The organism is Acinetobacter gyllenbergii CIP 110306 = MTCC 11365, from assembly GCF_000413855.1.
GTDB classification, from domain to species: Bacteria; Pseudomonadota; Gammaproteobacteria; order Pseudomonadales; family Moraxellaceae; genus Acinetobacter; species Acinetobacter gyllenbergii.
In genome coordinates this window covers 40,836-62,397 of record NZ_ATGG01000026.1, presented here as the reverse complement: position 1 = coordinate 62,397, position 21,562 = coordinate 40,836, and the positions used below count along the sequence as shown (strand labels likewise).

The window sequence follows — 21,562 nt, the reverse complement described above, 5'->3', positions numbered from 1 at the left end:
TAGATTATGATAGCATGATCAGAAGAACTTCAAATGATGGATCTCAGCATGCAAGGTATTAGCGGCATTATATTGATGATTATAGTCGCATGTTTGTTGCCGTATGTGTTTACCTTGATTGCGAAATCAAAAGGTGGTTTTCAAGCAAAAGATAATCAAAATCCGCGTGAGTTTTTAGCCAAAACCACGGGCTTGTCGGCACGTGCCAATGCAGTACAGCAAAACAGTTTTGAAAGCCTGCCTTTGTTTATCGCTGCAATCCTGATGGCTGAATATATGGTGGTACCAGAACGCTTTATTCTGACCCTCGGCTGGGCCTATATTGTATTTCGTGTGATTTATGGGATCTGTTATTTAGCCAATCTTGCGACATTACGTTCCATCATCTGGTTTTTCTCTCTGCTTTGTCCAATTTTACTGTTCGTGATTACCATCAAAATGACCTAATACTACTGGCTATAAAATTCTCCAGCTGTATATATATCTAGCATCATTTTCATTGTATTCACGTTATAATCTGTCCGATTTACATCTGACTTCACAATATTAAACGAGTGTTGATATGAGCTATAGCAATATTCCTGCGGGTAAAGACGCACCAAACGACATCTATGTCATCATTGAAATTCCTGCAAATGCAGCGCCAATCAAATATGAAATCGATAAAGATTCAGATGCGTTATTTGTAGACCGTTTCATGGGTACAGCAATGTTCTACCCAGCAAACTACGGTTATGTGCCAAATACATTGTCTGAAGATGGTGACCCATTAGACGTACTTGTTGTAACTCCACACCCTGTTGCTGCTGGTTCTGTGATTCGTTGCCGCCCAGTCGGTAAATTGAAAATGGAAGATGACGGTGGTATCGACGCGAAACTCATCGCGGTTCCACACGAAAAATTATCTCCACTGTATAAAGATGTTCAAGAATATACGGATCTTCCACCGTTATTGATTAGCCAAGTTGAGCATTTCTTTGCTCACTACAAAGATTTAGAGCCTGGTAAGTGGGTAAAAATCAGTGGTTGGGAAGGTGCTGACGTTGCGAAAGCAGAAGTACTTAAAGCAATCGAAGCGGCTAAAAAGTAACTTTGAAATGCTGAGCCAAGCTTGAAATTTTTAAAGCTTGGTCATAAAAAAAACTCCATTCATTCGAATGGAGTTTTTTTTTATTGCTTGATCAACTGTGAATTAGAATAATTTCACAGGAATATCAAGCCAGATACGCCATTCGTTGGTGTCACCAATGTAGGCATTTGTTTGATATTCATCGCTTGCACGGTAGTAAGAATGACGTAAACGTAAGCTTGCGTCTTTAGCAAAACCAGATTGAACGGTGTATTTCACTTGGTTAAAGAATTCACGTTCTTTGGCATTGTCAGTCAAGTTCTTAACTTTGATGTCCCAACCGTAAACATACGCAGTGGTCCAGCTTAAACCTGGAACGCCATAGCTACCAAAATCGACGTTATATTGAAGCTGTGCAGATTTTTCACTGTTACCAATGAAGTCAGACAGGTAAGAGTTTGGCAAATAGATACTTTGTGCACCATCAGCATTCTCACCATAGTCATAACCGGTATTGCCATTGTTTTGTTGGTAAGCCAACATCACACTGTGCGGACCTGTGTTATACGTTGTAGAAAGCGCCCAAATGGTATTTTTACGATTAGACAAATCATCAGTTGTACTTGAATACGTACTGCCTTTTTCATCCCACTTGGTATGGTATGCGCTTAAGTCATAAGTCAAACCACTGTTTTTGTCTAATGCTTGCTTATAGTTCACATTGATATAATGACGATCCAACTTATCTTTGCTGTCTAAGCCGAAATAAGCTGCATTTAAGTTGTCATCAAATTTGTATTTCGCACCCCAAACCACTGCACGGTCGAGACGACGACCATCAGTATTGATTTGATCTGAATATTGATCTTTGGTGAATTTACCCGCAGTTAATTCTAAACCATCAATCTCACGACTGGTAGCTAACACACCTTCAAAGTATTCAGGAACCAAACGTGTGGTATTGCTGGCTAAGACAGGGATGTCTAAAATTTGGGTACCATAAGTCACGGTTGTATTTGAAATACGTGCTTTTACAAAACCGCCACCACGTGCCCAATGATCATAGGTATCGCCAGTATTGTCTTTACCATTTAAGCGTTCACGTGGGATCATGCCGTTACCAGCATTATTGTTTGAGCCTAATTTAAAAGAGCCGTCACCAATAACACCCACACCAAAGCCAACTAAACCTTGAGTAAAACCAGTTTCCAGTTTCACCATTGCCGTTTGAGCATATGAACTTGTGTCTTCGACACCATTCTTTTTGTCACGATTTAAATAACCAGTACGGAATAAAATATCCCCTTTGGCATCTTCAACAAGTCCTTTTGCTTCGCTTTGTTCGCTTGCATATGTTGAGGTAATTAACGCGGCATTAATCAAAACCGCTAAAGTAAGTTTATTTGCCTTTGGCATAGCTCGCCTCATTAAAAAAAATAAATTTGGGATAAGACCGAAATTTTGACCAATTGTATAAGTTATGCGTAAAAAAGATAGATTTTTATTAAAATAATTTAATTATTATTAAATAAAATACTTATATAATTTTATGATTTGTTTCTCGTTTAAAAAGTCACCAAAATAAATTTAAACATATGTTTTTAATGATTAATTTGTTTTATTTTGGTTGTAAAGTGAGCTGTTTATTTTTTGATTTATTTTTATAAAAATATGTGATTTATTGCTGTATTTTTTCTTTTTATTGAATGAGTTATTTTTTCTTTGTTTAAAAAATAATCTTATCGGTTTGCAAAAAATGACATCCCGACGAATGACAAGTGACTGACCAATTCAATAGTTACAGCGCTTCAGGTTGATTTAAGTTTTTCGTTTATGCACCTTTATAGAACATTGCTGCTTTTTACGGCATAACGCCGATCTTTTAAGCATTTCGAGTGATTTTGTTTTTATAGATATGCCTCTTTTTTGTGCAAAAAAAGTACTTAAAATTTCTGTTGCCTTGAAATCGCTCAAAAAATAAAAAGATTTCCTGACAAAGCGCAATTCGGAGGCATTGATATTGTTGTATCGGCACTTTTATGGAACGGAATCGAGATTTGACGTACTTTTTCTAAAGTTGGCACAGCAATTGCTAATTACTTTGCGATGCAATTTAAAACATAAATCAGTCGAATATCCATCATGGGGGAGATCAATATGATGAAATTTGCATGTAAAGCGATCGCGTTGAGTATTTGTGCAGTGACTTCGACTTTTGCTATGGCGGAAGAAACTAATACATTATCTCAATACGGCCTTAGCTTTTCTGGAACTGCTGCGTTAACGACAGATTATCGTTATCGTGGTATTACACAAACTGAGGGTGATCCTGCAGTGCAAGGTGGTTTTGCATTGACACATTCATCTGGTTTATATGCGGGCGTATGGGCTTCAAATGTACATTTCAGTGCGGATAACCCAACTCATTTAGAGCTTGACCCTTATGTCGGTTATGCGACGGAACTTCCTTTTGCCAGTAAACCAACTTTAGATGTAGGTTTATGGTACTACGGTTATCCAAGTTCATCAGATTCTAACTGGTTAGAGCTCTATGCAAAATTAGGCTTTAAAAATGTCTTGGCATCTGGTGATAGTCTATTGGGGAGTTTGAACTATACCAATGATTTTGCTGGTTTGGATGAAAATGGTTGGTATGTCAATGCCACTTATAATATTCCGTTTGCAGATACAGGATTTGGTGGTGTTGCGAGTGTAGGTTATACCAAAGTGGATAACTACGACTTTAGCGATACAGATGGTGAAGATGACAACTATGTTGATTGGAAAGTTGGTGTGACTTATAGCGTCAAATCAGTATCGGGTTTAACCGCTGAGCTTGCTGCGGTCGGCACTAATATTGATGCAGATTTCCAACCGTATAAACGTGGTACAGAGACTGGCGCAGTATTTACCTTAACCAAAGCTTTCTAAGTTTCGGTCTATCAAAGCATCATAAAAGGCCAGTCACCATGCTGGCTTTTTTATTTTATACACTTGGTAACTGGCTCGTTTGGGTTCTGTACTTTATGACCGATTTAAAAGAGAGAGAATCCCATTCTTAAAATGAGAAAAACGAGCAGGATCAGAAAAAACCATCGGATAAATTGGCTACCATAACGCAATGCCAGAAAAACACCCGCGAAGGAACCCAGCACATTGCACAAGGCAACGATTAAACCGATTTGCCAGAGCACATGACCTGTGGGAATAAAAAATAAAAGTGCTGAACTAAAGGTGCCAATATTCACGATTTTGGCCGATGCCGAGGCATTGAGAAAATCAAAGCCGAAAACCTTTACAAACAGAAAAAGCAGGAAGCTACCGCTACCTGGCCCAAAAACACCATCATAGAATCCAATCAACCCGCCAAAAAAGATGCCCAGAGAGATTTCTTTATGCCCGCATTTCACATAGCTACTGCGCGCTCCTAAGTCTTTCTTTAAAAAAGTATAAATGGCCATCAGAATGAGTAAACAGAAAACCACATAGCTCATGAGCTGCTTTGGAACATGGGCCGTTGTCATTGCACCCGCAAATGCACATATAAATGCCGCAAGCATGGTGGGAATCAGCAGCTTCCAGACAAAATTAATTTTATGTACATATCTAAAAAATGAGGCGGTGGTTCCAGCCCAAACTGCTAATTTATTGGTGCCAAAAACGGTTGCGATATTGTGTTGAGGCAAGGCATGTAACAGCGCCGGAATTTGGACTAAACCGCCACCACCTACTGCGGCATCGATCAGACCCCCACAGAAGGCAAAGAGTCCTAAAATAAATAGGGCGGTTTGATCAATCATAAAAATCAGCCAATCTGTGGAAAAAATGATGTTGTTGTATGTACTTTATTCAGTGTTTTAAATCAGAATCTAACCGAATGATTAAAACATCGCTTGCTTAGTTTTGTTGTTTTTTTATGCAGATTGATAATAAAGGTTTGAATGCATGAAAGTTCTTTGCTCGGCTAAAACAGTGCTTTTTGTGCGCTATGTCGAGCATCAATAGCTCATTTTGGTTGCAAGATTTACAGTTCAAATGTCGTTATAAACTCAAAGTTTCACTTTGTGTTTTCTTATTCATTGATTTTATTGCTATTTATTTATTGTTTAAGCTTGGCACAGCATTTGCTAAATAGCTGGTGATGCAATTTAAAGCTTAGAAATCAATTGAGTATCTAAAATATAGGGGGAGACCAATATGATGAAATTTGCATGTAAGGCTGCGGTACTTGGAATGCTGACCACAGCATCAACATTAAGTTTGGCTGAGGAGAGCAAACTCCCTTTTCCAGGCACTGTGACGGGGAATGTCAATGTGGTATCAAGCTACAATTTACGTGGGATGACCAACTCACCAGAAAGTGATACACCCGCAGTTCAAGGTGGGCTGGATTATAGTCATGACAGTGGATTTTATTTGGGTTATTGGTTTTCAACTTTAACCGCCGCTTATGCAGACTTTAACACTTCACCCACTGATGTGAAGGAAGAGAAGAAATCTTTCGAAAACGATTTTTACGCGGGCTATAAAGGCAAAATTACTGAAGATCTCGGTTATCAAATTGGAGGAACGATTTATTACTATTATCCAGGTTGGGAATCGACAGGTTATGAAACCATCTTGGGTTTGAGCTATAAAGATTTTAGTATTACCGCACAGACTTTATTAAATAACGTCACCTTCGGAAATAAGGGCGATACCTATTTCTTGGCGACCTATGCGCCAAAACTGGCAGGGGGCTTTACTGCTAAAGCGCAAGTTGCAGCTTATTATTATGGCGACGACGATGAATATCTGGCTTACCAAGCCAAAGCTGGCGATGTGACCAAAACCGATTTTGCCTTCCGCCATGCAACGCTAGGTTTATCGCACCCATTGGGCAATACTGGCGCAACGTGGAGTCTGGATTATATTTTTGGCGGCTATACTCGTGATGAAACCAAACAAAAGAATAAAGTGGTGTTAGCTTTAGGTTATGCCTTCTAACTGGGCCTGAGCCATAAAAAAGCGACCTCAAGGTCGCTTTTTAGCTTTGCTGACTGCGATAGGACAAGGCTTCAGTGATATGACTGCTACTGATGAGTTCACTTTCAGCTAAATCTGCAATGGTTCGAGCCACTCTTAATACCCGATGATAGGCACGAGCAGAAAGGTTGAGCCGCTGTTGTGCCATTTCAATAATTTTGGTCGAGCTGTCATCTAATAAGGCATGCTGTTCCAATAATTGAGGAGAGAGCGCCTGATTTAAACAATCTTGTCTTTGGATCTGTTTTTCATATGCATGGATGACACGTTGTCGAACCGTGTCAGAGTTTTCGGTTGGGCTTCGATCCTGTAATTCTTGTGCCTGTAAGGGTGGCACATCAATGTGCAAATCAATACGGTCTAATAAAGGTCCTGAAATTCGGTTTTGATAACGTTGAATGCTGTCTGGCGAACATTGGCAACGGCTATCCTGATTAAAGGCATAACCACATGGGCAGGGATTCATCGCTGCAATAAATTGAAAATTTGCAGGAAAAGTCATCTGTCGTGCCGCACGTGAAATCACGATTTCTTTGGATTCCAGTGGTTGGCGCAGTACCTCAAGCACCTTGCGATCAAATTCGGGTAATTCATCCAAAAATAGCACCCCTAAATGCGCTAAGGTAATTTCGCCGGGTTTAGGCTGAGAACCACCGCCGACTAAAGCAATTGCGGAGGCAGTATGGTGCGGGGCTCGGAAGGGTCGTTGTCCAAAAGTATGTGATGCGTTGGCAACCGAGTAAATACTGGCGACTTCAAGATTCTCACGTGCATTGAGCGGAGGCAAAATAGAGGGCAGTCGTGAAGCTAACAGGGTCTTTCCAGTCCCCGGTGGCCCTTTAAATAATAAAGAGTGTCCGCCTGCGGCAGCAATTTCCAAAGCACGCCGCGGGCGGAGCTGTCCTTTTACATCGGCAAGATCAAATTGATAAGAGGAGGCGGCTGCGGTTGTTCTTTGTGGTGCAGCTTGAATCTGGGAATTGCCCGAAAAATGTGCACAAACCGCTTGTAGATGATCGGCAGCATAGACTTCAAATTCTGGCAACTGATTGGCTTCATCCAAATTTGCAGTTGGCAGTAATAAGCGATGTTGTGCCTGTTGGCAGGCCATCGCAATGGTTAAAGCCCCAGAGATGGGACGTAAGTGTCCATCCAGCGCCAGTTCACCTATAAATTCAAAACCTTCGGTGCAGTTTTCGGCTAATTGACCTGATGCAATCAGAATACCGAGTGCAATCGGTAAGTCGAGTCTGGAACCATCTTTAGGTAAATCCGCAGGCGCTAAATTAATGGTTAAGCGCTTGGTTGGAAACTGAAAACCGCTATTAATGATGGCTGAACGGACACGATCTTTACTTTCGCGGACTGCCGCTTCGGGTAAACCGACAATTGTGAGTGAAGGCAAACCTGAACTGATGTGGACTTCAACTTCGATTTGCGGGGCATGTAGCCCCAATAAGCCTCGTGTATAAATCTTGGCAAAAGACATCTTATTATTGTTCCATTGTGGTGCTTTATTTTTAATCATTTTTCGGTGCTGATTGCACCGAATTGGTGCTTATTTTTTGTTCTGAACGATTTCTTCTAAAATTTTCATCTGCTGTTGCAGCTCAGAGAGGCGCTGATTGGCTGTATTCAGTGCAGTTCTTTGACGGTCGAGTTCTTGTTTAGAGACAAGGTCTAGTTTTTCGATACTTTCATTCAATAAGGCACGTAAGTTTTTTTCTAAATCTTTTTTAGGTTGATCAACTTGCTGCAAAATTGCCTGTAAAAGAGTCTCAATCATAAAGTGCTCAATAGGTTATGTATATTTGCTGCCCAGTGTATCACTGCTGCAAGCAATCCTCTAGCACAGTTCGGGACAGAAGGATGAGTGACTCTCTGATTTCATTCAATATCGCGAAATGAAACTTATTTTCGATGCACTATCTACATCTTGCAGGCTAAATAGGTTATAAAGAAAGCTTGTGCTCAATATTTAAAAACCCCCAACCTTTAAATATTGGCATGAAAATTGAACATAAAACCTTACTGGTGAAAATAAGCCGAAGGAAAACAAACATGAAGCTTGTAACTGCAATTGTAAAACCATTCAAATTGGATGATGTGCGTGAAGCACTCTCTGAAATTGGTGTTCAAGGGATTACCGTAACCGAAGTCAAAGGTTTCGGACGTCAAAAAGGGCATACAGAACTGTATCGTGGTGCAGAGTATGTGGTTGATTTCTTACCGAAAGTGAAGATTGAGATTGCAATTAGTGATGAAATGGTTGATGCCGTCATTGAATCGATTACTCGTGTCGCAAGCACAGGCAAAATTGGTGATGGAAAAATCTTTGTCACGAATTTAGAGCAAGTGATCCGTATTCGTACGGGTGAAACTGGGCCAGATGCTGTCTAAATTGGCACAAACTTTGCTGAGTTAGAAATAAGAGATATAGCTCACAAAATAAGGTTGGGGGACACGAATGAAAAAAATGCTTATGGCGCTCAGTCTATCTGGCGCACTCTTAGGTGGTTCAGCGGTGGTTTGGGCAGAAGATGCTGCATCAACCCCGGCAACTGAACAAACTGTAGCTGTAGTTACAGATACAGGTGCTGCGACAACGGAAGTTGTTGCCGTTGAAGCACCTGCTGCTGAAGAGGCTGCTCCAGCCGCTACTGCGACAGTCGATACCGGCGATACAGCTTGGGTTCTTGTTTCAACAGCACTGGTTCTGTTGATGACTATTCCTGGTTTAGCGCTGTTTTATGGGGGTATGGTTCGTAAGAAAAACGTCCTCAGCACCATGATGTTCAGCCTTTCTGCGGCCATCTTGGTTAGTTTAATTTGGGTGATTGTCGGTTACTCATTGGCTTTCTCTGGTACAGGCGCTTATGTCGGCGACTTGAGCAAAGCGCTGCTGAATGGGGTTGCATTTGATGCCTTGAGCGGCACAATTCCTGAAAGTTTATTTGTTGTTTTCCAAATGACCTTTGCCATCATTACTGTTGCGATCATTAGTGGTTCGATTGCTGATCGTATGAAATATTCAGCGTTCATGGCATTTATCGCAGTTTGGGTGATCTTGGTGTATGCACCAATTACTCACTGGGTTTGGGCAGCTGATGGTTGGTTATTCAAAGCAGGTGCATTAGACTTTGCTGGCGGTACCGTTGTGCATATCAACGCAGGTGTTGCAGGTTTGGTTGCTGCTTATATGTTAGGTAAACGTACGGGTCTTGGCCGTGAATCGATGGCACCGCATAACCTGACTTTAACTGTGATCGGTGCGAGCTTGATTTGGGTGGGTTGGTTCGGCTTTAACGGTGGTAGTGCTTTAGGTGCGGGTGCACGTGCAAGTATGGCCATCTTAGTGACTCAAGTTGCTGCCGCTGCTGCTGCATTCTCTTGGTTGATTGTAGAACGTCTAATTCGTGGTAAGGCATCGGTACTTGGTGGTGCTTCAGGTGCAGTCGCTGGTTTGGTTGTAATCACACCTGCAGCTGGTTTCGTTGGTGTTGGCGGTGCCTTAATCATGGGCCTGATCGGTGGTGTGGTCTGTTTCTGGGGGATTACTGCACTGAAACGCCTGCTTAAAGCGGATGATGCCTTGGATGCATTTGGTTTACACGCAGTCGGTGGTATTGTTGGTGCGATTCTAACTGGAATCTTCTATAGCGATGAAATCATCAAAGCGGCAAATGTTGCACTTGCTCCAACATTTATGGGCCAATTGTGGGTACAAATTGAAGGTGTACTAGCAACAATCGCCTATAGCGCAATTGTGACCTTCATTATCCTGAAAGTGATTGATTTGGTAATTGGTATCCGTGTTAGCGCTGATGATGAGCGTATGGGTCTTGACCTAAGCCAACATGGCGAACGTATCGAATAATTGGCACAACATGCGATTTAGAAAACAGCCCCATCGGGCTGTTTTTTTATGGCTTTAGACGACTGGTTCTGCAATTGCAGAAACTTTGCTACACTTAAGCAAAGAGAGTAAATAATCACGCCACTATGCATTGTCCATTTTGTAACGCCGCTGATAGTAAAGTCATAGACTCGCGTTTGGCTGCCGAAGGCTGTCAGATTCGTCGTCGTCGTGAGTGTGTCATTTGTGGAGAGCGTTTTACCACCTTTGAAAGTTATGATGTGGTGATGCCACGAGTGATTAAATCTGACGGTAAAAATGAGCCGTTTGATGAGGCAAAATTGCGCCGTTCTCTGATGCATGCCTTGCAAAAACGCCCAGTTACGCAAGAACAAATTGAAACTGTACTCAGTGATATTCAATCGCAGATTCGCCGATTGGGCGAACGTGATGTCAAGTCCAGAACCATTGGTGAAATCGTGATGCAGGCTTTATTTGCCTTGGATCATGTTGCCTATGTTCGGTTTGCCTCGGTCTATCAAGATTTCCAAGACGTAGAAGCATTTCGTCACCAGATTGAACAAATGCAACAACGTGAAAACGAAGCTTAAATTAGAGAAACCATGTCTGAACTTACCCAAGATCACTTATCTGAACAACAGTACTGGATGCAACAGGCGATAGCCTTGGCTCGACGAGGGCAGTATTCGACCAAGCCGAATCCGAATGTCGGTTGTGTCCTCGTCAAAGATGGACAATTGATTGGCGAGGGCTACCACCCTAAAGCAGGCCAACCGCATGCCGAAGTCTTTGCTTTACGTCAAGCGGGAGACAATGCTCAGGGTGCAACTGCGTATGTAACCTTGGAACCATGTGCGCATTATGGTCGAACACCCCCTTGTGCCGAGGCGTTGGTCAAAGCTCAAGTGAAGAAAGTGGTGGTGGCTTGTTCAGATCCAAATCCTTTGGTGGCAGGTAAAGGCGTCCAGATTTTACAAACTGCAGGCATAGAGGTTGAAACGGGTGTTTGTGCTGAAACAGCAAAAACGCTCAACATGGGCTTTTTAAAAGCCATGTCAACGGGCCTGCCTTATGTGCGTTTAAAAATCGCTTCTAGCTTGGATGGTCGTACTGCGATGGCATCTGGGGAGTCAAAATGGATTACGGGTACACCCGCTCGCCAAGATGTACAGCACTGGCGCGCCATTTCAGGTGCAGTCATTACTGGGATTCAAACGGTTTTGGCTGATGATTGTGAATTGAACGTACGTGCCTTAGACGGGATTGAGCTGAGCACGGTGGTTCAACCCAAACGGATTGTGCTGGACCGCCAAGGACGACTTCCGCTGAGTGCCAAGATTTTACAAAATCCCGAAACTGTCATGGTGATGACACCATTTCGTCAAGAACTTGCAGATATAGGCGTGATACAATTGCGACCGCAAGCTTTAAATCAATTATTGCAGACCTTAACTCAACAGTACCAAATTTATGATGTATTGGTTGAGGCTGGTGCAACCTTATCGACCGCCTTTTTACAACAAGGTTTGGTTGATGAAATGATTAGTTATGTTGCACCTACTTTACTCGGCCAATCTGCCCGTGCGATGTTCAATGCTGAATTTAGCCAAATGGCAGAGCAACTGCGTTTCGAGTTGGTCGATGTAACCCAACTTGGGCAAGACATTCGCCTAAGATTGCTCCCTATCCAAGAGATGATATGAATCCAGAACCATCGGTTTATCACAAACGTCGTCATGCCGCACGTACGACTGATGAATATCTTTTTCATCAGTTAGTGCCTTATCTGGGCAATAAGCGTCGACTGCTTCATCTGATTTTAGAAGCACTTGAGATTACAGGCACACTGAACAGCAAAAAAAAGAATCCACCGATTTTCGCGGATTTCTTTGCTGGGAGTGGTGTTGTCTCGCGTTTGGCACGTCAGAATGGTTATCGTGTGATTGCCAATGACTGGGAACCGTATAGCCATGCACTCAACCACGCCATTTTGGCTTGTGTCGATGCACCTGCTTTTAAAGAATTGGGTGGCTATCAAAAAGCCATTGATTACCTGAACCGTTTGCCTGAAGTGAAAGGCTGGGTTACGCACAACCTATGTCCGCGTAATGATGATGTTTATGATCCTGCCCGTGACCGTTTATTCTTCAAACGCCGCAACGGCATGCGTATTGATGCAATCCGTCAGCAGATTGCAACATGGCAGGCACAGGGCGCAATCAATGATGTGGAAATGAGTGCCTTGTTGGCGCCACTGCTGTATTCGGCAAGCTTTGTCAGCAATACCAGTGGGGTCTTTAAAAGCTTCCATCAAGGCTGGGGGGGGCGTACCCAAACGGCGCTAGAACGAATTGAATCGCTCTTGTGGCTGACACCGAGTCGCTTCTGTGAAATAGGTGATCCTAAACGTCCTGCTGCTGAAATGTGGTGTGTGGATGCGCAGCATCTTGCTAATCAAATGAGTGGTTTTGAGGTCGATGTGGCCTATCTAGACCCGCCGTATAACCAACATGCGTATAGCAGTAATTATCATGTACTCAATGCACTGACCCTATGGGATCAGGTGGATTTACCTTCACCTGATACCAAAGGCTTTAAGAGCGGGATTGATCGGGCATGGCGCAAAGAACGTCCGAGTCCATATAACTCGTCAAAATATGCCAAAGAAGCCTATGAAAAGTTATTGGGAACTATTAATGCGCGCTATATTTTGACCAGTTATTCAACGGATGGAAATATTGAGCCGAAAGACTTGCTGACTGCCAACTTAAAGCGGGGCAAAGTGACTTTATTGACTCAAGATGTTCCGCGTTATCGGGTGAGTAAACAGCGTCAATCAGATCGTGCACGTGTACTTGAGTTTATCGTGATTACCGATACCCATGCCAAGTCTGGTCCGCCATTACGACAGTTGCTTGGGCAGTTATATCACTTTGCCGAATTGGGCGGTGTCGATACTACCGGCAACAGTACTCAACTGGCCCTCTGGTAGATTCAATCAAACGCCACTTTGCATCACAAAGTGGCGTTTTTGTATCCAGTTTTAGTGCTGTATCGGATAAATAGATGGTGGGAATCGGTTTTCGGGATAACTACTTGTTTTTATAATAAAAATACAGCAAATTTTGACACTTTTAGCTATGCTGTAGTATCTCATTTGCTTGATAAATTTTTGTGTGATAATTTTTAAATCATTATTTTTAACAATGTCTTACATTGTTTTTGTTGGAGGCTTTGACGGTCTTAATCCTCTTGTTTTAAGCTGATATTATTTTTATCAATCGTTCAAAAAATTACCAAAAAATATTGACCGGTTTTAAAAATAACTATAGTTTGCCGAGCTTAATTTAGGGTCTTGCCTATTTGCAGCGATGACCAAGAGAGGTTGTTATGAGTCGCTCGGAACCCACCTTATTGGGGCAATGTGTAGCTGAATTTTTTGCTACCGCAATTTTTTTATCATTTGGTATTGGTGTGGTGGCTGCACTTAAACTGGCAGGGGCGAGTTTAGGTTTGTGGGAAATCAGTATTGTCTGGGGTTTGGCTGTTGCCTTGGCGGTGTATTTATCGGCTGGGATCTCAGGCGCTCATCTCAACCCTGCGGTGACCATCGCATTGGCACTTTTTGCTGGTTTCGATAAGCGTAAAGTCCCATTCTATATTATTGCTCAAGTGGCTGGCGCAGCAACAGGTGCACTGCTGGTATACGGGTTATATAGCAATTTATTTGTGGATTATGAACAGACTCATCACATGGTACGTGGCAGTGTCGAAAGTCTGGAACTAGCAGGGATTTTCTCGACCTATCCACATCATTTACTCTCGATTGGGCAGGCTTTTATGGTGGAAATGTTTATCACCATGTTGCTACTCTGGTTGATTATGGCGATTGGTGATGACAGCAATGGCTTGCCCCGTGGCGCTTTGGCACCGATCTTGGTGGGCTTGTTAGTGGCCGTGATTGGTGCTTCTTTTGGCCCATTAACGGGCTTTGCCATGAACCCTGCACGTGATTTTGGTCCAAAGATTGTGGCTTATTTCTCGGGTTGGGGGCCTGTTGCATTTACAGGTGGTCGTGATATCCCGTATTTCATTGTTCCGATTATTGCACCGATCGTTGGCGCTTGCTTGGGCGTACTTGGCTATAAACTGTTCTTTAGCCATTTCTTGCTGAATCAAAAAGTCGAAGTCAAAGCGACGGCTGAAAAACAAGTGTCTGAAATGCAATAAAGACCAGATGAATCTTAAAAAGGGCGATCGGTAGATGGCCCTTTTTATTTGCCTGCGTTTGCACTGTAGATGCCTTGTTATCTCCAGTTCTTTGCTTTAAGGTATCTTCTTTACAGTGCGCTATACGGCATAAAGATAGGTTGAAACTCCCATGTTTACAGGCATTATTGAAAGTTTAGGTAAGGTTGAGAGCCTACAAAGTGTAGGTGGCGACGTTCGTTTGCGTATTCAAACTGATTTGGATATGTCTGATGTACATTTGGGTGATTCGATTGCCACCAATGGGATCTGCCTGACTGTGATTGAATGGGGCGAGAACTGGTATGCGGCTGATGTTTCGCGGGAGAGTTTAAACCGAACGACACTGGGTCAGTGGAAAGTCGGCCAAGCGGTCAATGTCGAAAAAGCGATGCTACCCACCACACGTTTTGGTGGACATATTGTCAGTGGCCATGTCGATGGCTTAGGTGAAATTAGCTTAGTGCGTCATGATGCCCGTTCACTCTACTTTGAAGTGACAGCTCCTGTTGAGTTAGCCAAATATTTAGCTGAAAAAGGCTCAGTCACGGTCGATGGAATTAGTCTGACCATTAACCATTTGCGTGGCAATATTTTAAGCTTGAATTTAATTCCGCATACTGCAGAACGTACCAATATCGGCACGTGGCAAGTCGGCAGCAAAGTCAATTTGGAAGTGGATGTACTGGCGCGTTATATCGAGCGTTTACTGTTAGGTGATAAGGCCGCAGAGCAAAAAACCGAATCCAATATCAGTATGGCTTTTTTAGCTGAAAATGGTTTTTTAAAATAAAACAGCAAGCGTAAAAAAGCCCAGTTAAAACTGGGCTTTTTTATTATTTCTCATCTGAAAATTCACTGTTTTTCAAGATATAGTCAATTTCATCTTGCGCAAGGGCGTGCAATTTGGCTCTAAACACGGTTACCGCTTGCTCAATTAAACCTTCAGCTTCGAGTTCCAATCGGACACGCACACTTTCCAGCTCCGATAGAATCTGCTGATCATCAATCACCACACTTTGACCTCGTGCATAATCCACACTTGGCTGTTCTGGATTGGTTTGATAACGTTCAGTCTGTTGAGCAATCTCCTGATCAATATGACCCCGTAGTGCCAGTAGATTTTCGGTCTGTTGTTGGAATTGACGGGCTTCATCGGCTTGCAGTTGCGCTGCATAGGCGGCTTCTGCTGCACGCTTCTCCTCTAATGCCTTTTCCAAAGCCAGTTGTTTACGAATCCGCGCTTGTTCAATCAGCTCTGCTTTGAGGTCTGCATAAGCTTGATCTATCCGTTGTTGAGAACGCTGCTGGGCATTCTCTTCATGTTGGGTCCATGTTTGAATTGGGGTTTGTGGTAACAGCAGATCGCAGATACGTGCTAAATCGTCCTGATAGGTCTGACGGACAGCCTCAGGTGCATTTAACCAACGTTTTTTAAAGTCCTGACCTACATTTAATGCCACAACACACTCCTCAAATGATGTTCTTGGTTGCTGATTTATAATTTAAAGGTTCGAGGTTCAATACCTAAACGACGATACATTTTAAATTTTTCCCGCCCGATTTGTTTCGCAGCTTCATTATTTTCAATAATCTCGATAATGTGGCGAAAATCTTGAGTCTGTTCAAGTGCATGATTGTTAAAATTAAACACGATCCAATCATTGGATGGGGGAAGTTCTGCCGAAATACAGACTGGACTCGTCGCTTGATCGATTCCATGTGGGATAAAACTGACTGGATCAAATTTCCAAAGCATCTCGTCCAGTTCAGTTTGCAAGTCTGAATCTGCACAATACCACCAGATATGAGGATGCTGATTCAGAATTTTCCGACATAAACGGCAAGCACTTTCGACTTGCCGTTCAGTACTGTTTTCAAATAAATAAAAGCTGATTTGCGCCATGTTTTAGTTTTTCGTTGCAACACGATTGGCTAAAAATTGCATTAATAAGGGCACTGGACGACCCGTTGCACCTTTGGCTGTACCAGATAACCACGCTGTTCCTGCAACATCAAGGTGTGCCCAACGATAATCACGGGTAAAACGTTCTAGGAAACATGCGGCTGTAATCGCACCACCGTATGGACCGCCAATATTGGCAATATCAGCAAAAGGCGAGTCGAGTAATTCTTGATACTCTTCCATTACAGGCATACGCCATACACGATCAAGTGACTGTTCGCCTGCGTGTTGCAATTCTTGCGCCAGTTCATCGTCGGGTGTGAATAAACCGCTCACCACTTTGCCTAAGGCAACCACGCAGGCCCCAGTTAAAGTTGCAATATCAATTACCAATGCAGGGTTAAAGCGTTTAATATAGGTCAGGGTGTCACACAGTACCAAACGACCTTCGGCATCGGTATTCAAAATCTCAATGGTTTGGCCGCTCATGCTGGTAACAATATCACCTGGGCGAGTGGCATGTCCTGAAGGCATATTTTCAGCTGCTGCAATCGCTCCCACCACATGAATTGGAAGACGAGCTTCACAAAGCGCTTGCATAGTGCCCAATACTGAGGCTGCACCACACATATCAAATTTCATTTCATCCATACCTAAGCCTGGTTTTAATGAAATACCGCCAGTATCAAAGGTCACGCCTTTACCAACAAGTACCACAGGAGCTTGCTCAATTTGGGCATTGTATTCCAGTGTGACAATACGACCTGGACGCTCTGAGCCCTTGCTGACGGCAAGGAAAGCATACATGCCCAAATCTGCCATTTGCTGTTCATCAAGAACGGTCACTTTTAATAAGTCTGGATATTGTGCAGCGAGGGCAAGTGCTTGATCAGCCAAATATTCAGGGAAACAGATATTGCCCGGACGGTTACCTAAATCACGGGCATAGTTTTGACCTGATTGTACGGCTTGTAGCAGATTTAATTGCGCCTCATCCAAGTTTGTTTGATTGGCAATCAGGTGAATGGTGTCCAGCGAAAATTCATTCTTTTTCGATTTAAACTCGTCATAGCCATAAGCCGCTTGGGTCAGACTGAGTACGAATAAGGAGTGTAAATCTGTCGGGAGTGCCGAAAGATCGACACTAATTTGTTTAAATTTATTTTGTGATGATTTGATAATGCTTTGTGCGAGTTTTGCTAATTTTGTCGCTTTCAACTCGGCACTTTTTCCAAGTCCGAGTAGTTGGGCATTGGCTTGAACGGCAATATTTGCAATCAGGGGTAAATTTTCGTTAAACCCAGCTTTGAATTGGGTTGCCTTGAGTATTTCTTCTAGATGATTGATTTGATAAGTATTTAAGTTCTGTTGTAATTGTTCTGAATCAACCAAAATCCACAAAGATTCGCTAGACGCCTGAGCGGGGAATGCGTTTTGAAGTGTAAATTTCATTGTTTGTATAGAACCTAGTGAGCGAAAAAGAAAGATAAGTCCATTAAACACTTTCGGATATGAGGTTGCAATCCGCAACAAGCGATAGGTTTTATATTTTTAACATTCGGGTAAACTAGCGTTACCTTCAATTGGTCTTTTTGGAAGTATTACTTTGATTATTCGGCGTTATCTCGTCAAACAAGTGGTTTCGACATCTCTCGTGGTCATTGGTTTATTGACCTTGATTATGATGGGTGGTCGTCTAATCAAGTATTTTGGCGTTGCAGCTCAAGGTCGCTTAGATGCTGGGATTTTGTTTAGCATCATCGGTTATCGCTTGCCTGAATTTTTAACCTTGATCCTTCCATTGGGTTTTTTTATTGCCTTGATGCTGGTGTTTGGCCGTCTCTATGTTGACCATGAAATGGCGGTGTTAAATGGCAGTGGTGTAAGTCGTAACCAATTGGCACGTCTGTTGTTACCGATGACGGTGATCTATTTGGTGGTTCAAACTGGTTTAATGGTGTGGATGGGGCCGTGGGGCTTACGTGAGTTTGAAAAGCTGACCAGCACGCAAGCAGTTCGTACTGGCTTTGATTTGGTTCGTCCGAAGGAGTTTATTTCTTCGGGGCCGTATACCATTTATGCGGGTTCGCTGTCCGAAGACCGAAAGAATTTAAAAGATATTTTCTTCTATCAAAAAGCGACTGAGGATGATAAACCTGATGTCATGATTCTGGCCAAAGAAGCCACCCGCGTTGAAGTTGCCAATGATACGGCCAATGTGGTGGACTTGGTACTTGGACGCCGTTACGAGATTTATCCGAATCAGCCGCGCTATACCCAAGCGGAATTTCAATCTTATCGATTGCGCTTGGAAAATGATAAAGATGTGAAATTTGAAAGTGATGATGTGGCGGCCTTGTCGATGTCCAAACTATGGCAGAAACGCGATGATTCCGTGGTTCGTAGTGAGTTGGGATGGCGGATCTTTGGTCCCTTTATTATTATTGTCGGTTTGATGCTTGCAGTCGCGCTGTCAGAGGTGAGTCCCCGTCAGGGGCGTTATTACCGCCTGATTCCTGCGATTTTTATCTTTGCCAGCTTAATTGTATTAATGATTGCCATTAAAACCCGAATCAGTAAAGACGAATTGGATCTTTGGGCTTATCCCGCCGTGTTGTTGGTCTATGCCATTGCTGCTGCAATTTTTGCACGTAAACAAAAATTGGCACCAAAAATTAAGAAAAGTATTCAGCGAGTGGGGTTGTGATGTTAGCACGTCGAATAGTCGCCAAACATGTGACAAAAACCACGGTTCTAGCCATGCTCGGAACAACGCTGGTGTTATCTTTCCTGCAAGTTCTATTTACCTATTTGGGTGAGTTGGGTTCACTCAAGCCAAACTATAATGCGTGGCAAGCGTTTCTTTTTGTGATGTGGGGCGCACCGCGTTATTTATATGAAATTTTACCTGTCGCTGCTTTGATTGGTTCAGTACTCGGATTGGGTGCATTGGCTTCAAATAGTGAGCTGATTGTCATGCGTTCGGTTGGCATCAGTCTGTGGCGGATTGTCGGTTGGGTGATGCGTTCAGCATTATTGCTGATTGTGTTGTCTTTTGTATTGAGTGAATGGGTGATTCCATATACCAATGAGCAAGCGCAAAGTATCAAAAAGCAACGCAGTGTCGCATCTTTAGGTGAAGTCAAAGGCTATTGGTCGCGTGAAGGGCAGCGCTTTATCTACATTGACTACGCCAATTCACAAGGGCAGTTACGCAATATCCAAACCATTGATTTTGATCAAGACTATCGCTTGCAGTCCTTTGTGACGGCTGAAAAAGGGCAATTCGTCAAAGATGGTGAGTGGCAACTCTCACAATCGCATCAAGTCGATTTACTGGCACAAGGCAATGCCATTAAGACCGATCATGCACAGCAATCGTTGGGCCTCGCCTTACAGCCAAAATATGTGCATATGGTGACGCTGGATCCTGAGGATCTATCACCGAGTCAATTGATTAGCTTTATGCGTTATATGGAAGAATATAGTCAGGTACCAAAGACTTATGAGTTAGCCTTCTGGCAAAAAGTCACAGCACCATTTTCTTTAATTACGTTGGTGTTGATTGCCTGTTCCTTTATTTTTGGTCCGCTCCGCCAACAGTCGATGGGCTTCCGTTTGGTCATCGCATTGTTTACAGGCTTAGGTTTCTTCTATCTGCAAGATTTCTTGGGCTATGCAAGCTTAGTGTATGCACCTTCACCTGCATGGTTTGTACTATTACCTGTGGTGCTGATCTTTATGATTGGTAGCTATTTGCTCTATCGAGCACGCTAATCTTGATGGAGCGGCTCTATGCTCAGGATTGATGAAAGCCATCAGCTAGGTCATAGAGAATTCGATTAAATTTCGGTAAAATAGACCGATCAAATGACAAACAGAGAGTCCATTATGACGGATGCAAACGTTGGCAAAATTCCTCACGTTCTGGTAATTATGGATGGAGTGGGGCATCGTGAAGCAGTTGAAGACAATGCTTTTTTAGCGGCAAAAACGCCAAACCTCACTGCGATGAAGGCCAAGCATCCAAATAGTTTAATCTCTGGTTCAGGCGAAGATGTGGGCCTACCTGATGGTCAAATGGGCAACTCTGAAGTGGGTCATATGAATCTTGGTGCGGGTCGCGTGCTGTATCAGGATTTTACCCGTATTACCAAAGATATCCGTACGGGTGCTTTTTTTGAGCATGAAGTGCTAGTCGATGCGGTGGAAAAAGCCAAAGCAGTAAACGGCGCTGTGCATGTGATGGGCTTATTGTCAGAAGGTGGCGTGCACTCGCATGAAGACCATATTGTGGCGATGTGTGAGCTAGCGCTAAAACGTGGTGCAACCGTGTATTTACATGCCTTCCTCGATGGTCGTGATACCCCACCACGCAGTGCTCAACCTTCTTTAGAAAAACTGGATGCCTTATTCGCACAATATCCAAATCAAGGTCGTATTGTGTCGATGATTGGGCGTTACTTTGCCATGGATCGTGACAATCGTTGGGATCGCGTTGAGCAAGCCTATCGCCTTATGACCGAAGGGGAAGCGCTACGTGTTGCGAACTCAGCCGTTGAAGGTTTAGAACTTGCCTATGCTGCAGGAGAAAATGATGAGTTTGTCAAAGCAACGCGTATTGGTGAAATTGCCAAAGTACAAGATGGCGACAGTATTGTCTTCATGAACTTCCGTGCCGATCGTGCTCGTGAAATTACCCGTGCCTTTGTTGAAAAAGATTTTACCGGATTCACGCGCAAAGTCGTTCCAAACTTATCTAAGTTTGTCATGTTGACCCGTTATCAAGCCAGTATTGATGCGCCTGTTGCCTATATGCCAGAAGGATTGAAAAACTCGATTGGTGAATATCTGTCAAGTTTGGGTAAGACCCAATTGCGTATTGCCGAAACTGAGAAGTATGCGCACGTGACTTTCTTCTTTAGTGGTGGTCGTGAAGATGAATATGAAGGCGAAAAACGTATTCTGATCCCATCGCCGAATGTTGCTACCTATGATTTAAAACCAGAAATGAGTGCCTATGAAGTCACGGATGAGTTGGTGAATGCCATCAATTCAGGTGAGTTTGACTTATTGGTGGTGAACTATGCCAATGGTGACATGGTCGGCCATACCGGTGTGTTTGATGCTGCGGTAAAAGCCGTTGAAACGGTCGATATTTGTCTGGGTCGTGTCTATGATGCGGTCATGGCAAACAAAGGTCATATGTTAATTACAGCGGATCATGGTAATGTAGAGCAAATGCAAGACTATGACAGCGGTCAGGTACATACCCAACATACCACTGAATTGGTGCCATTTATTTATGTTGGCCCAACACAAGCCACCATTGCTGACGGTGGGGTATTGGCAGATGTTGCACCAACACTCCTGCATTTAATGAACCTTCCGGTACCTGCTGACATGCAAGGCAAGAATCTAATTACTTTAAAATAAG

At 43.1% G+C, this 21,562-nt stretch carries 21 protein-coding genes; 14 read left to right on the top strand and 7 right to left on the bottom strand.

Annotation, left to right across the window (positions count from 1 at the left end; genetic code table 11):
- The first annotated feature begins 48 nt into the window (after nucleotides 1-48).
- The gene (locus tag F957_RS04905; RefSeq protein WP_004802081.1) at nucleotides 49-447 is read left to right on the top strand and encodes an MAPEG family protein; all 399 of its coding nucleotides are present in this window, start codon (nucleotides 49-51) and stop codon (nucleotides 445-447) included.
- Between the two features lie 115 nt (nucleotides 448-562).
- Nucleotides 563-1,090, top strand: coding sequence for an inorganic diphosphatase (gene ppa, locus F957_RS04910; RefSeq protein ID WP_004656389.1), 528 nt, complete (start codon nucleotides 563-565; stop codon nucleotides 1,088-1,090).
- 102 nt (nucleotides 1,091-1,192) lie between these two features.
- On the opposite strand, the gene F957_RS04915 is transcribed toward ppa, so the two are convergent.
- Nucleotides 1,193-2,485: an OprD family outer membrane porin gene (locus F957_RS04915; protein ID WP_016540788.1), complete on the bottom strand. Its 1,293-nt coding sequence runs from the start codon at nucleotides 2,483-2,485 to the stop codon at nucleotides 1,193-1,195.
- 741 nt (nucleotides 2,486-3,226) lie between these two features.
- Between F957_RS04915 and F957_RS04920 the strand changes: the two genes are divergently transcribed.
- Nucleotides 3,227-4,000 carry a TorF family putative porin gene (locus F957_RS04920; RefSeq protein WP_016540789.1) on the top strand — a complete coding sequence of 258 codons (774 nt, stop codon included), beginning with the start codon at nucleotides 3,227-3,229 and terminating at the stop codon, nucleotides 3,998-4,000.
- Nucleotides 4,001-4,104: 104 nt separating this feature from the next.
- On the opposite strand, the gene F957_RS04925 is transcribed toward F957_RS04920, so the two are convergent.
- Nucleotides 4,105-4,869, bottom strand: coding sequence for a sulfite exporter TauE/SafE family protein (locus F957_RS04925; RefSeq protein ID WP_016540790.1), 765 nt, complete (start codon nucleotides 4,867-4,869; stop codon nucleotides 4,105-4,107).
- A gap of 397 nt (nucleotides 4,870-5,266) precedes the next feature.
- On the opposite strand from F957_RS04925, the gene F957_RS04930 reads away from it, so the two are divergent.
- A complete protein-coding gene (locus tag F957_RS04930; protein ID WP_016540792.1) occupies nucleotides 5,267-6,055 on the top strand; it encodes a TorF family putative porin in 789 nt (262 codons plus the stop codon).
- Nucleotides 6,056-6,095: 40 nt separating this feature from the next.
- Here F957_RS04930 and F957_RS04935 read toward each other — a convergent pair whose 3' ends face one another.
- Nucleotides 6,096-7,583 carry a YifB family Mg chelatase-like AAA ATPase gene (locus tag F957_RS04935; protein ID WP_016660506.1) on the bottom strand — a complete coding sequence of 496 codons (1,488 nt, stop codon included), beginning with the start codon at nucleotides 7,581-7,583 and terminating at the stop codon, nucleotides 6,096-6,098.
- Between the two features lie 69 nt (nucleotides 7,584-7,652).
- On the bottom strand, nucleotides 7,653-7,880 hold the full coding sequence (locus F957_RS04940) for an accessory factor UbiK family protein (protein WP_004656380.1): 228 nt from the start codon (nucleotides 7,878-7,880) through the stop codon (nucleotides 7,653-7,655).
- Between the two features lie 275 nt (nucleotides 7,881-8,155).
- Between F957_RS04940 and glnK the strand changes: the two genes are divergently transcribed.
- The 7 genes from glnK (at nucleotide 8,156) to F957_RS04975 (ending at nucleotide 15,012) form a co-directional block, all read left to right on the top strand.
- Entirely contained in the window at nucleotides 8,156-8,494 is a 339-nt protein-coding gene (gene glnK / locus F957_RS04945; protein WP_004656379.1) for a P-II family nitrogen regulator, read from the top strand.
- Between the two features lie 67 nt (nucleotides 8,495-8,561).
- Nucleotides 8,562-9,971 (top strand): ammonium transporter, encoded by a 1,410-nt coding sequence (locus F957_RS04950; RefSeq protein ID WP_016540794.1) that lies wholly within the window; start codon nucleotides 8,562-8,564, stop codon nucleotides 9,969-9,971.
- Nucleotides 9,972-10,096: 125 nt separating this feature from the next.
- Nucleotides 10,097-10,561 carry a transcriptional regulator NrdR gene (gene nrdR, locus F957_RS04955; RefSeq protein WP_004656377.1) on the top strand — a complete coding sequence of 155 codons (465 nt, stop codon included), beginning with the start codon at nucleotides 10,097-10,099 and terminating at the stop codon, nucleotides 10,559-10,561.
- Between the two features lie 12 nt (nucleotides 10,562-10,573).
- Nucleotides 10,574-11,674, top strand: a complete 1,101-nt coding sequence (gene ribD, locus F957_RS04960) for a bifunctional diaminohydroxyphosphoribosylaminopyrimidine deaminase/5-amino-6-(5-phosphoribosylamino)uracil reductase RibD (protein WP_016540795.1) — start codon at nucleotides 10,574-10,576, stop codon at nucleotides 11,672-11,674.
- Nucleotides 11,671-12,963: a DNA adenine methylase gene (locus F957_RS04965; RefSeq protein WP_016540796.1), complete on the top strand. Its 1,293-nt coding sequence runs from the start codon at nucleotides 11,671-11,673 to the stop codon at nucleotides 12,961-12,963. The genes ribD and F957_RS04965 overlap by 4 nt, the downstream gene beginning before the upstream one ends.
- Before the next feature lie 398 nt (nucleotides 12,964-13,361).
- A complete protein-coding gene (locus F957_RS04970; protein WP_016540797.1) occupies nucleotides 13,362-14,201 on the top strand; it encodes an MIP/aquaporin family protein in 840 nt (279 codons plus the stop codon).
- Nucleotides 14,202-14,352: 151 nt separating this feature from the next.
- The gene (locus F957_RS04975) at nucleotides 14,353-15,012 is read left to right on the top strand and encodes a riboflavin synthase (protein ID WP_005240240.1); all 660 of its coding nucleotides are present in this window, start codon (nucleotides 14,353-14,355) and stop codon (nucleotides 15,010-15,012) included.
- A gap of 43 nt (nucleotides 15,013-15,055) precedes the next feature.
- On the opposite strand, the gene blhA is transcribed toward F957_RS04975, so the two are convergent.
- From blhA to F957_RS04990, 3 genes are read right to left on the bottom strand one after another with little or no spacing between them, the layout of a single operon-like run.
- Nucleotides 15,056-15,682, bottom strand: coding sequence for a cell division protein BlhA (blhA, locus tag F957_RS04980; RefSeq protein ID WP_016540798.1), 627 nt, complete (start codon nucleotides 15,680-15,682; stop codon nucleotides 15,056-15,058).
- Between the two features lie 35 nt (nucleotides 15,683-15,717).
- Nucleotides 15,718-16,125: a DNA polymerase III subunit chi gene (locus tag F957_RS04985; RefSeq protein ID WP_016540799.1), complete on the bottom strand. Its 408-nt coding sequence runs from the start codon at nucleotides 16,123-16,125 to the stop codon at nucleotides 15,718-15,720.
- A gap of 3 nt (nucleotides 16,126-16,128) precedes the next feature.
- Entirely contained in the window at nucleotides 16,129-17,577 is a 1,449-nt protein-coding gene (locus tag F957_RS04990; RefSeq protein ID WP_016540800.1) for a leucyl aminopeptidase, read from the bottom strand.
- Nucleotides 17,578-17,731: 154 nt separating this feature from the next.
- Here F957_RS04990 and lptF point away from each other — a divergent pair, with 154 nt between their 5' ends.
- The 3 genes from lptF (at nucleotide 17,732) to gpmI (ending at nucleotide 21,561) form a co-directional block, all read left to right on the top strand.
- Nucleotides 17,732-18,832 carry an LPS export ABC transporter permease LptF gene (lptF, locus tag F957_RS04995; protein ID WP_016540801.1) on the top strand — a complete coding sequence of 367 codons (1,101 nt, stop codon included), beginning with the start codon at nucleotides 17,732-17,734 and terminating at the stop codon, nucleotides 18,830-18,832.
- Nucleotides 18,832-19,902, top strand: coding sequence for an LPS export ABC transporter permease LptG (gene lptG, locus F957_RS05000; RefSeq protein WP_016540802.1), 1,071 nt, complete (start codon nucleotides 18,832-18,834; stop codon nucleotides 19,900-19,902). The genes lptF and lptG overlap by 1 nt, the downstream gene beginning before the upstream one ends.
- 114 nt (nucleotides 19,903-20,016) lie before the next feature.
- Nucleotides 20,017-21,561 carry a 2,3-bisphosphoglycerate-independent phosphoglycerate mutase gene (gene gpmI / locus F957_RS05005; RefSeq protein ID WP_016660505.1) on the top strand — a complete coding sequence of 515 codons (1,545 nt, stop codon included), beginning with the start codon at nucleotides 20,017-20,019 and terminating at the stop codon, nucleotides 21,559-21,561.
- The last annotated feature ends 1 nt before the right edge of the window (nucleotide 21,562 follow it).

Coding starts and splice junctions, on each gene's coding strand:
- F957_RS04925 (WP_016540790.1), bottom strand. CDS start 4,869: ATGATTGATCAAACCGCCCTATTTATTTTAGGACTCTTTGCCTTCTGT.
- F957_RS04970 (WP_016540797.1), top strand. CDS start 13,362: ATGAGTCGCTCGGAACCCACCTTATTGGGGCAATGTGTAGCTGAATTT.
- F957_RS04985 (WP_016540799.1), bottom strand. CDS start 16,125: ATGGCGCAAATCAGCTTTTATTTATTTGAAAACAGTACTGAACGGCAA.
- glnK (WP_004656379.1), top strand. CDS start 8,156: ATGAAGCTTGTAACTGCAATTGTAAAACCATTCAAATTGGATGATGTG.
- ribD (WP_016540795.1), top strand. CDS start 10,574: ATGTCTGAACTTACCCAAGATCACTTATCTGAACAACAGTACTGGATG.
- F957_RS04905 (WP_004802081.1), top strand. CDS start 49: ATGCAAGGTATTAGCGGCATTATATTGATGATTATAGTCGCATGTTTG.
- F957_RS04920 (WP_016540789.1), top strand. CDS start 3,227: ATGATGAAATTTGCATGTAAAGCGATCGCGTTGAGTATTTGTGCAGTG.
- F957_RS04930 (WP_016540792.1), top strand. CDS start 5,267: ATGATGAAATTTGCATGTAAGGCTGCGGTACTTGGAATGCTGACCACA.
- F957_RS04975 (WP_005240240.1), top strand. CDS start 14,353: ATGTTTACAGGCATTATTGAAAGTTTAGGTAAGGTTGAGAGCCTACAA.
- F957_RS04940 (WP_004656380.1), bottom strand. CDS start 7,880: ATGATTGAGACTCTTTTACAGGCAATTTTGCAGCAAGTTGATCAACCT.
- F957_RS04915 (WP_016540788.1), bottom strand. CDS start 2,485: ATGCCAAAGGCAAATAAACTTACTTTAGCGGTTTTGATTAATGCCGCG.
- F957_RS04965 (WP_016540796.1), top strand. CDS start 11,671: ATGAATCCAGAACCATCGGTTTATCACAAACGTCGTCATGCCGCACGT.
- ppa (WP_004656389.1), top strand. CDS start 563: ATGAGCTATAGCAATATTCCTGCGGGTAAAGACGCACCAAACGACATC.
- nrdR (WP_004656377.1), top strand. CDS start 10,097: ATGCATTGTCCATTTTGTAACGCCGCTGATAGTAAAGTCATAGACTCG.
- lptG (WP_016540802.1), top strand. CDS start 18,832: ATGTTAGCACGTCGAATAGTCGCCAAACATGTGACAAAAACCACGGTT.
- gpmI (WP_016660505.1), top strand. CDS start 20,017: ATGACGGATGCAAACGTTGGCAAAATTCCTCACGTTCTGGTAATTATG.
- F957_RS04990 (WP_016540800.1), bottom strand. CDS start 17,577: ATGAAATTTACACTTCAAAACGCATTCCCCGCTCAGGCGTCTAGCGAA.
- F957_RS04950 (WP_016540794.1), top strand. CDS start 8,562: ATGAAAAAAATGCTTATGGCGCTCAGTCTATCTGGCGCACTCTTAGGT.
- F957_RS04935 (WP_016660506.1), bottom strand. CDS start 7,583: ATGTCTTTTGCCAAGATTTATACACGAGGCTTATTGGGGCTACATGCC.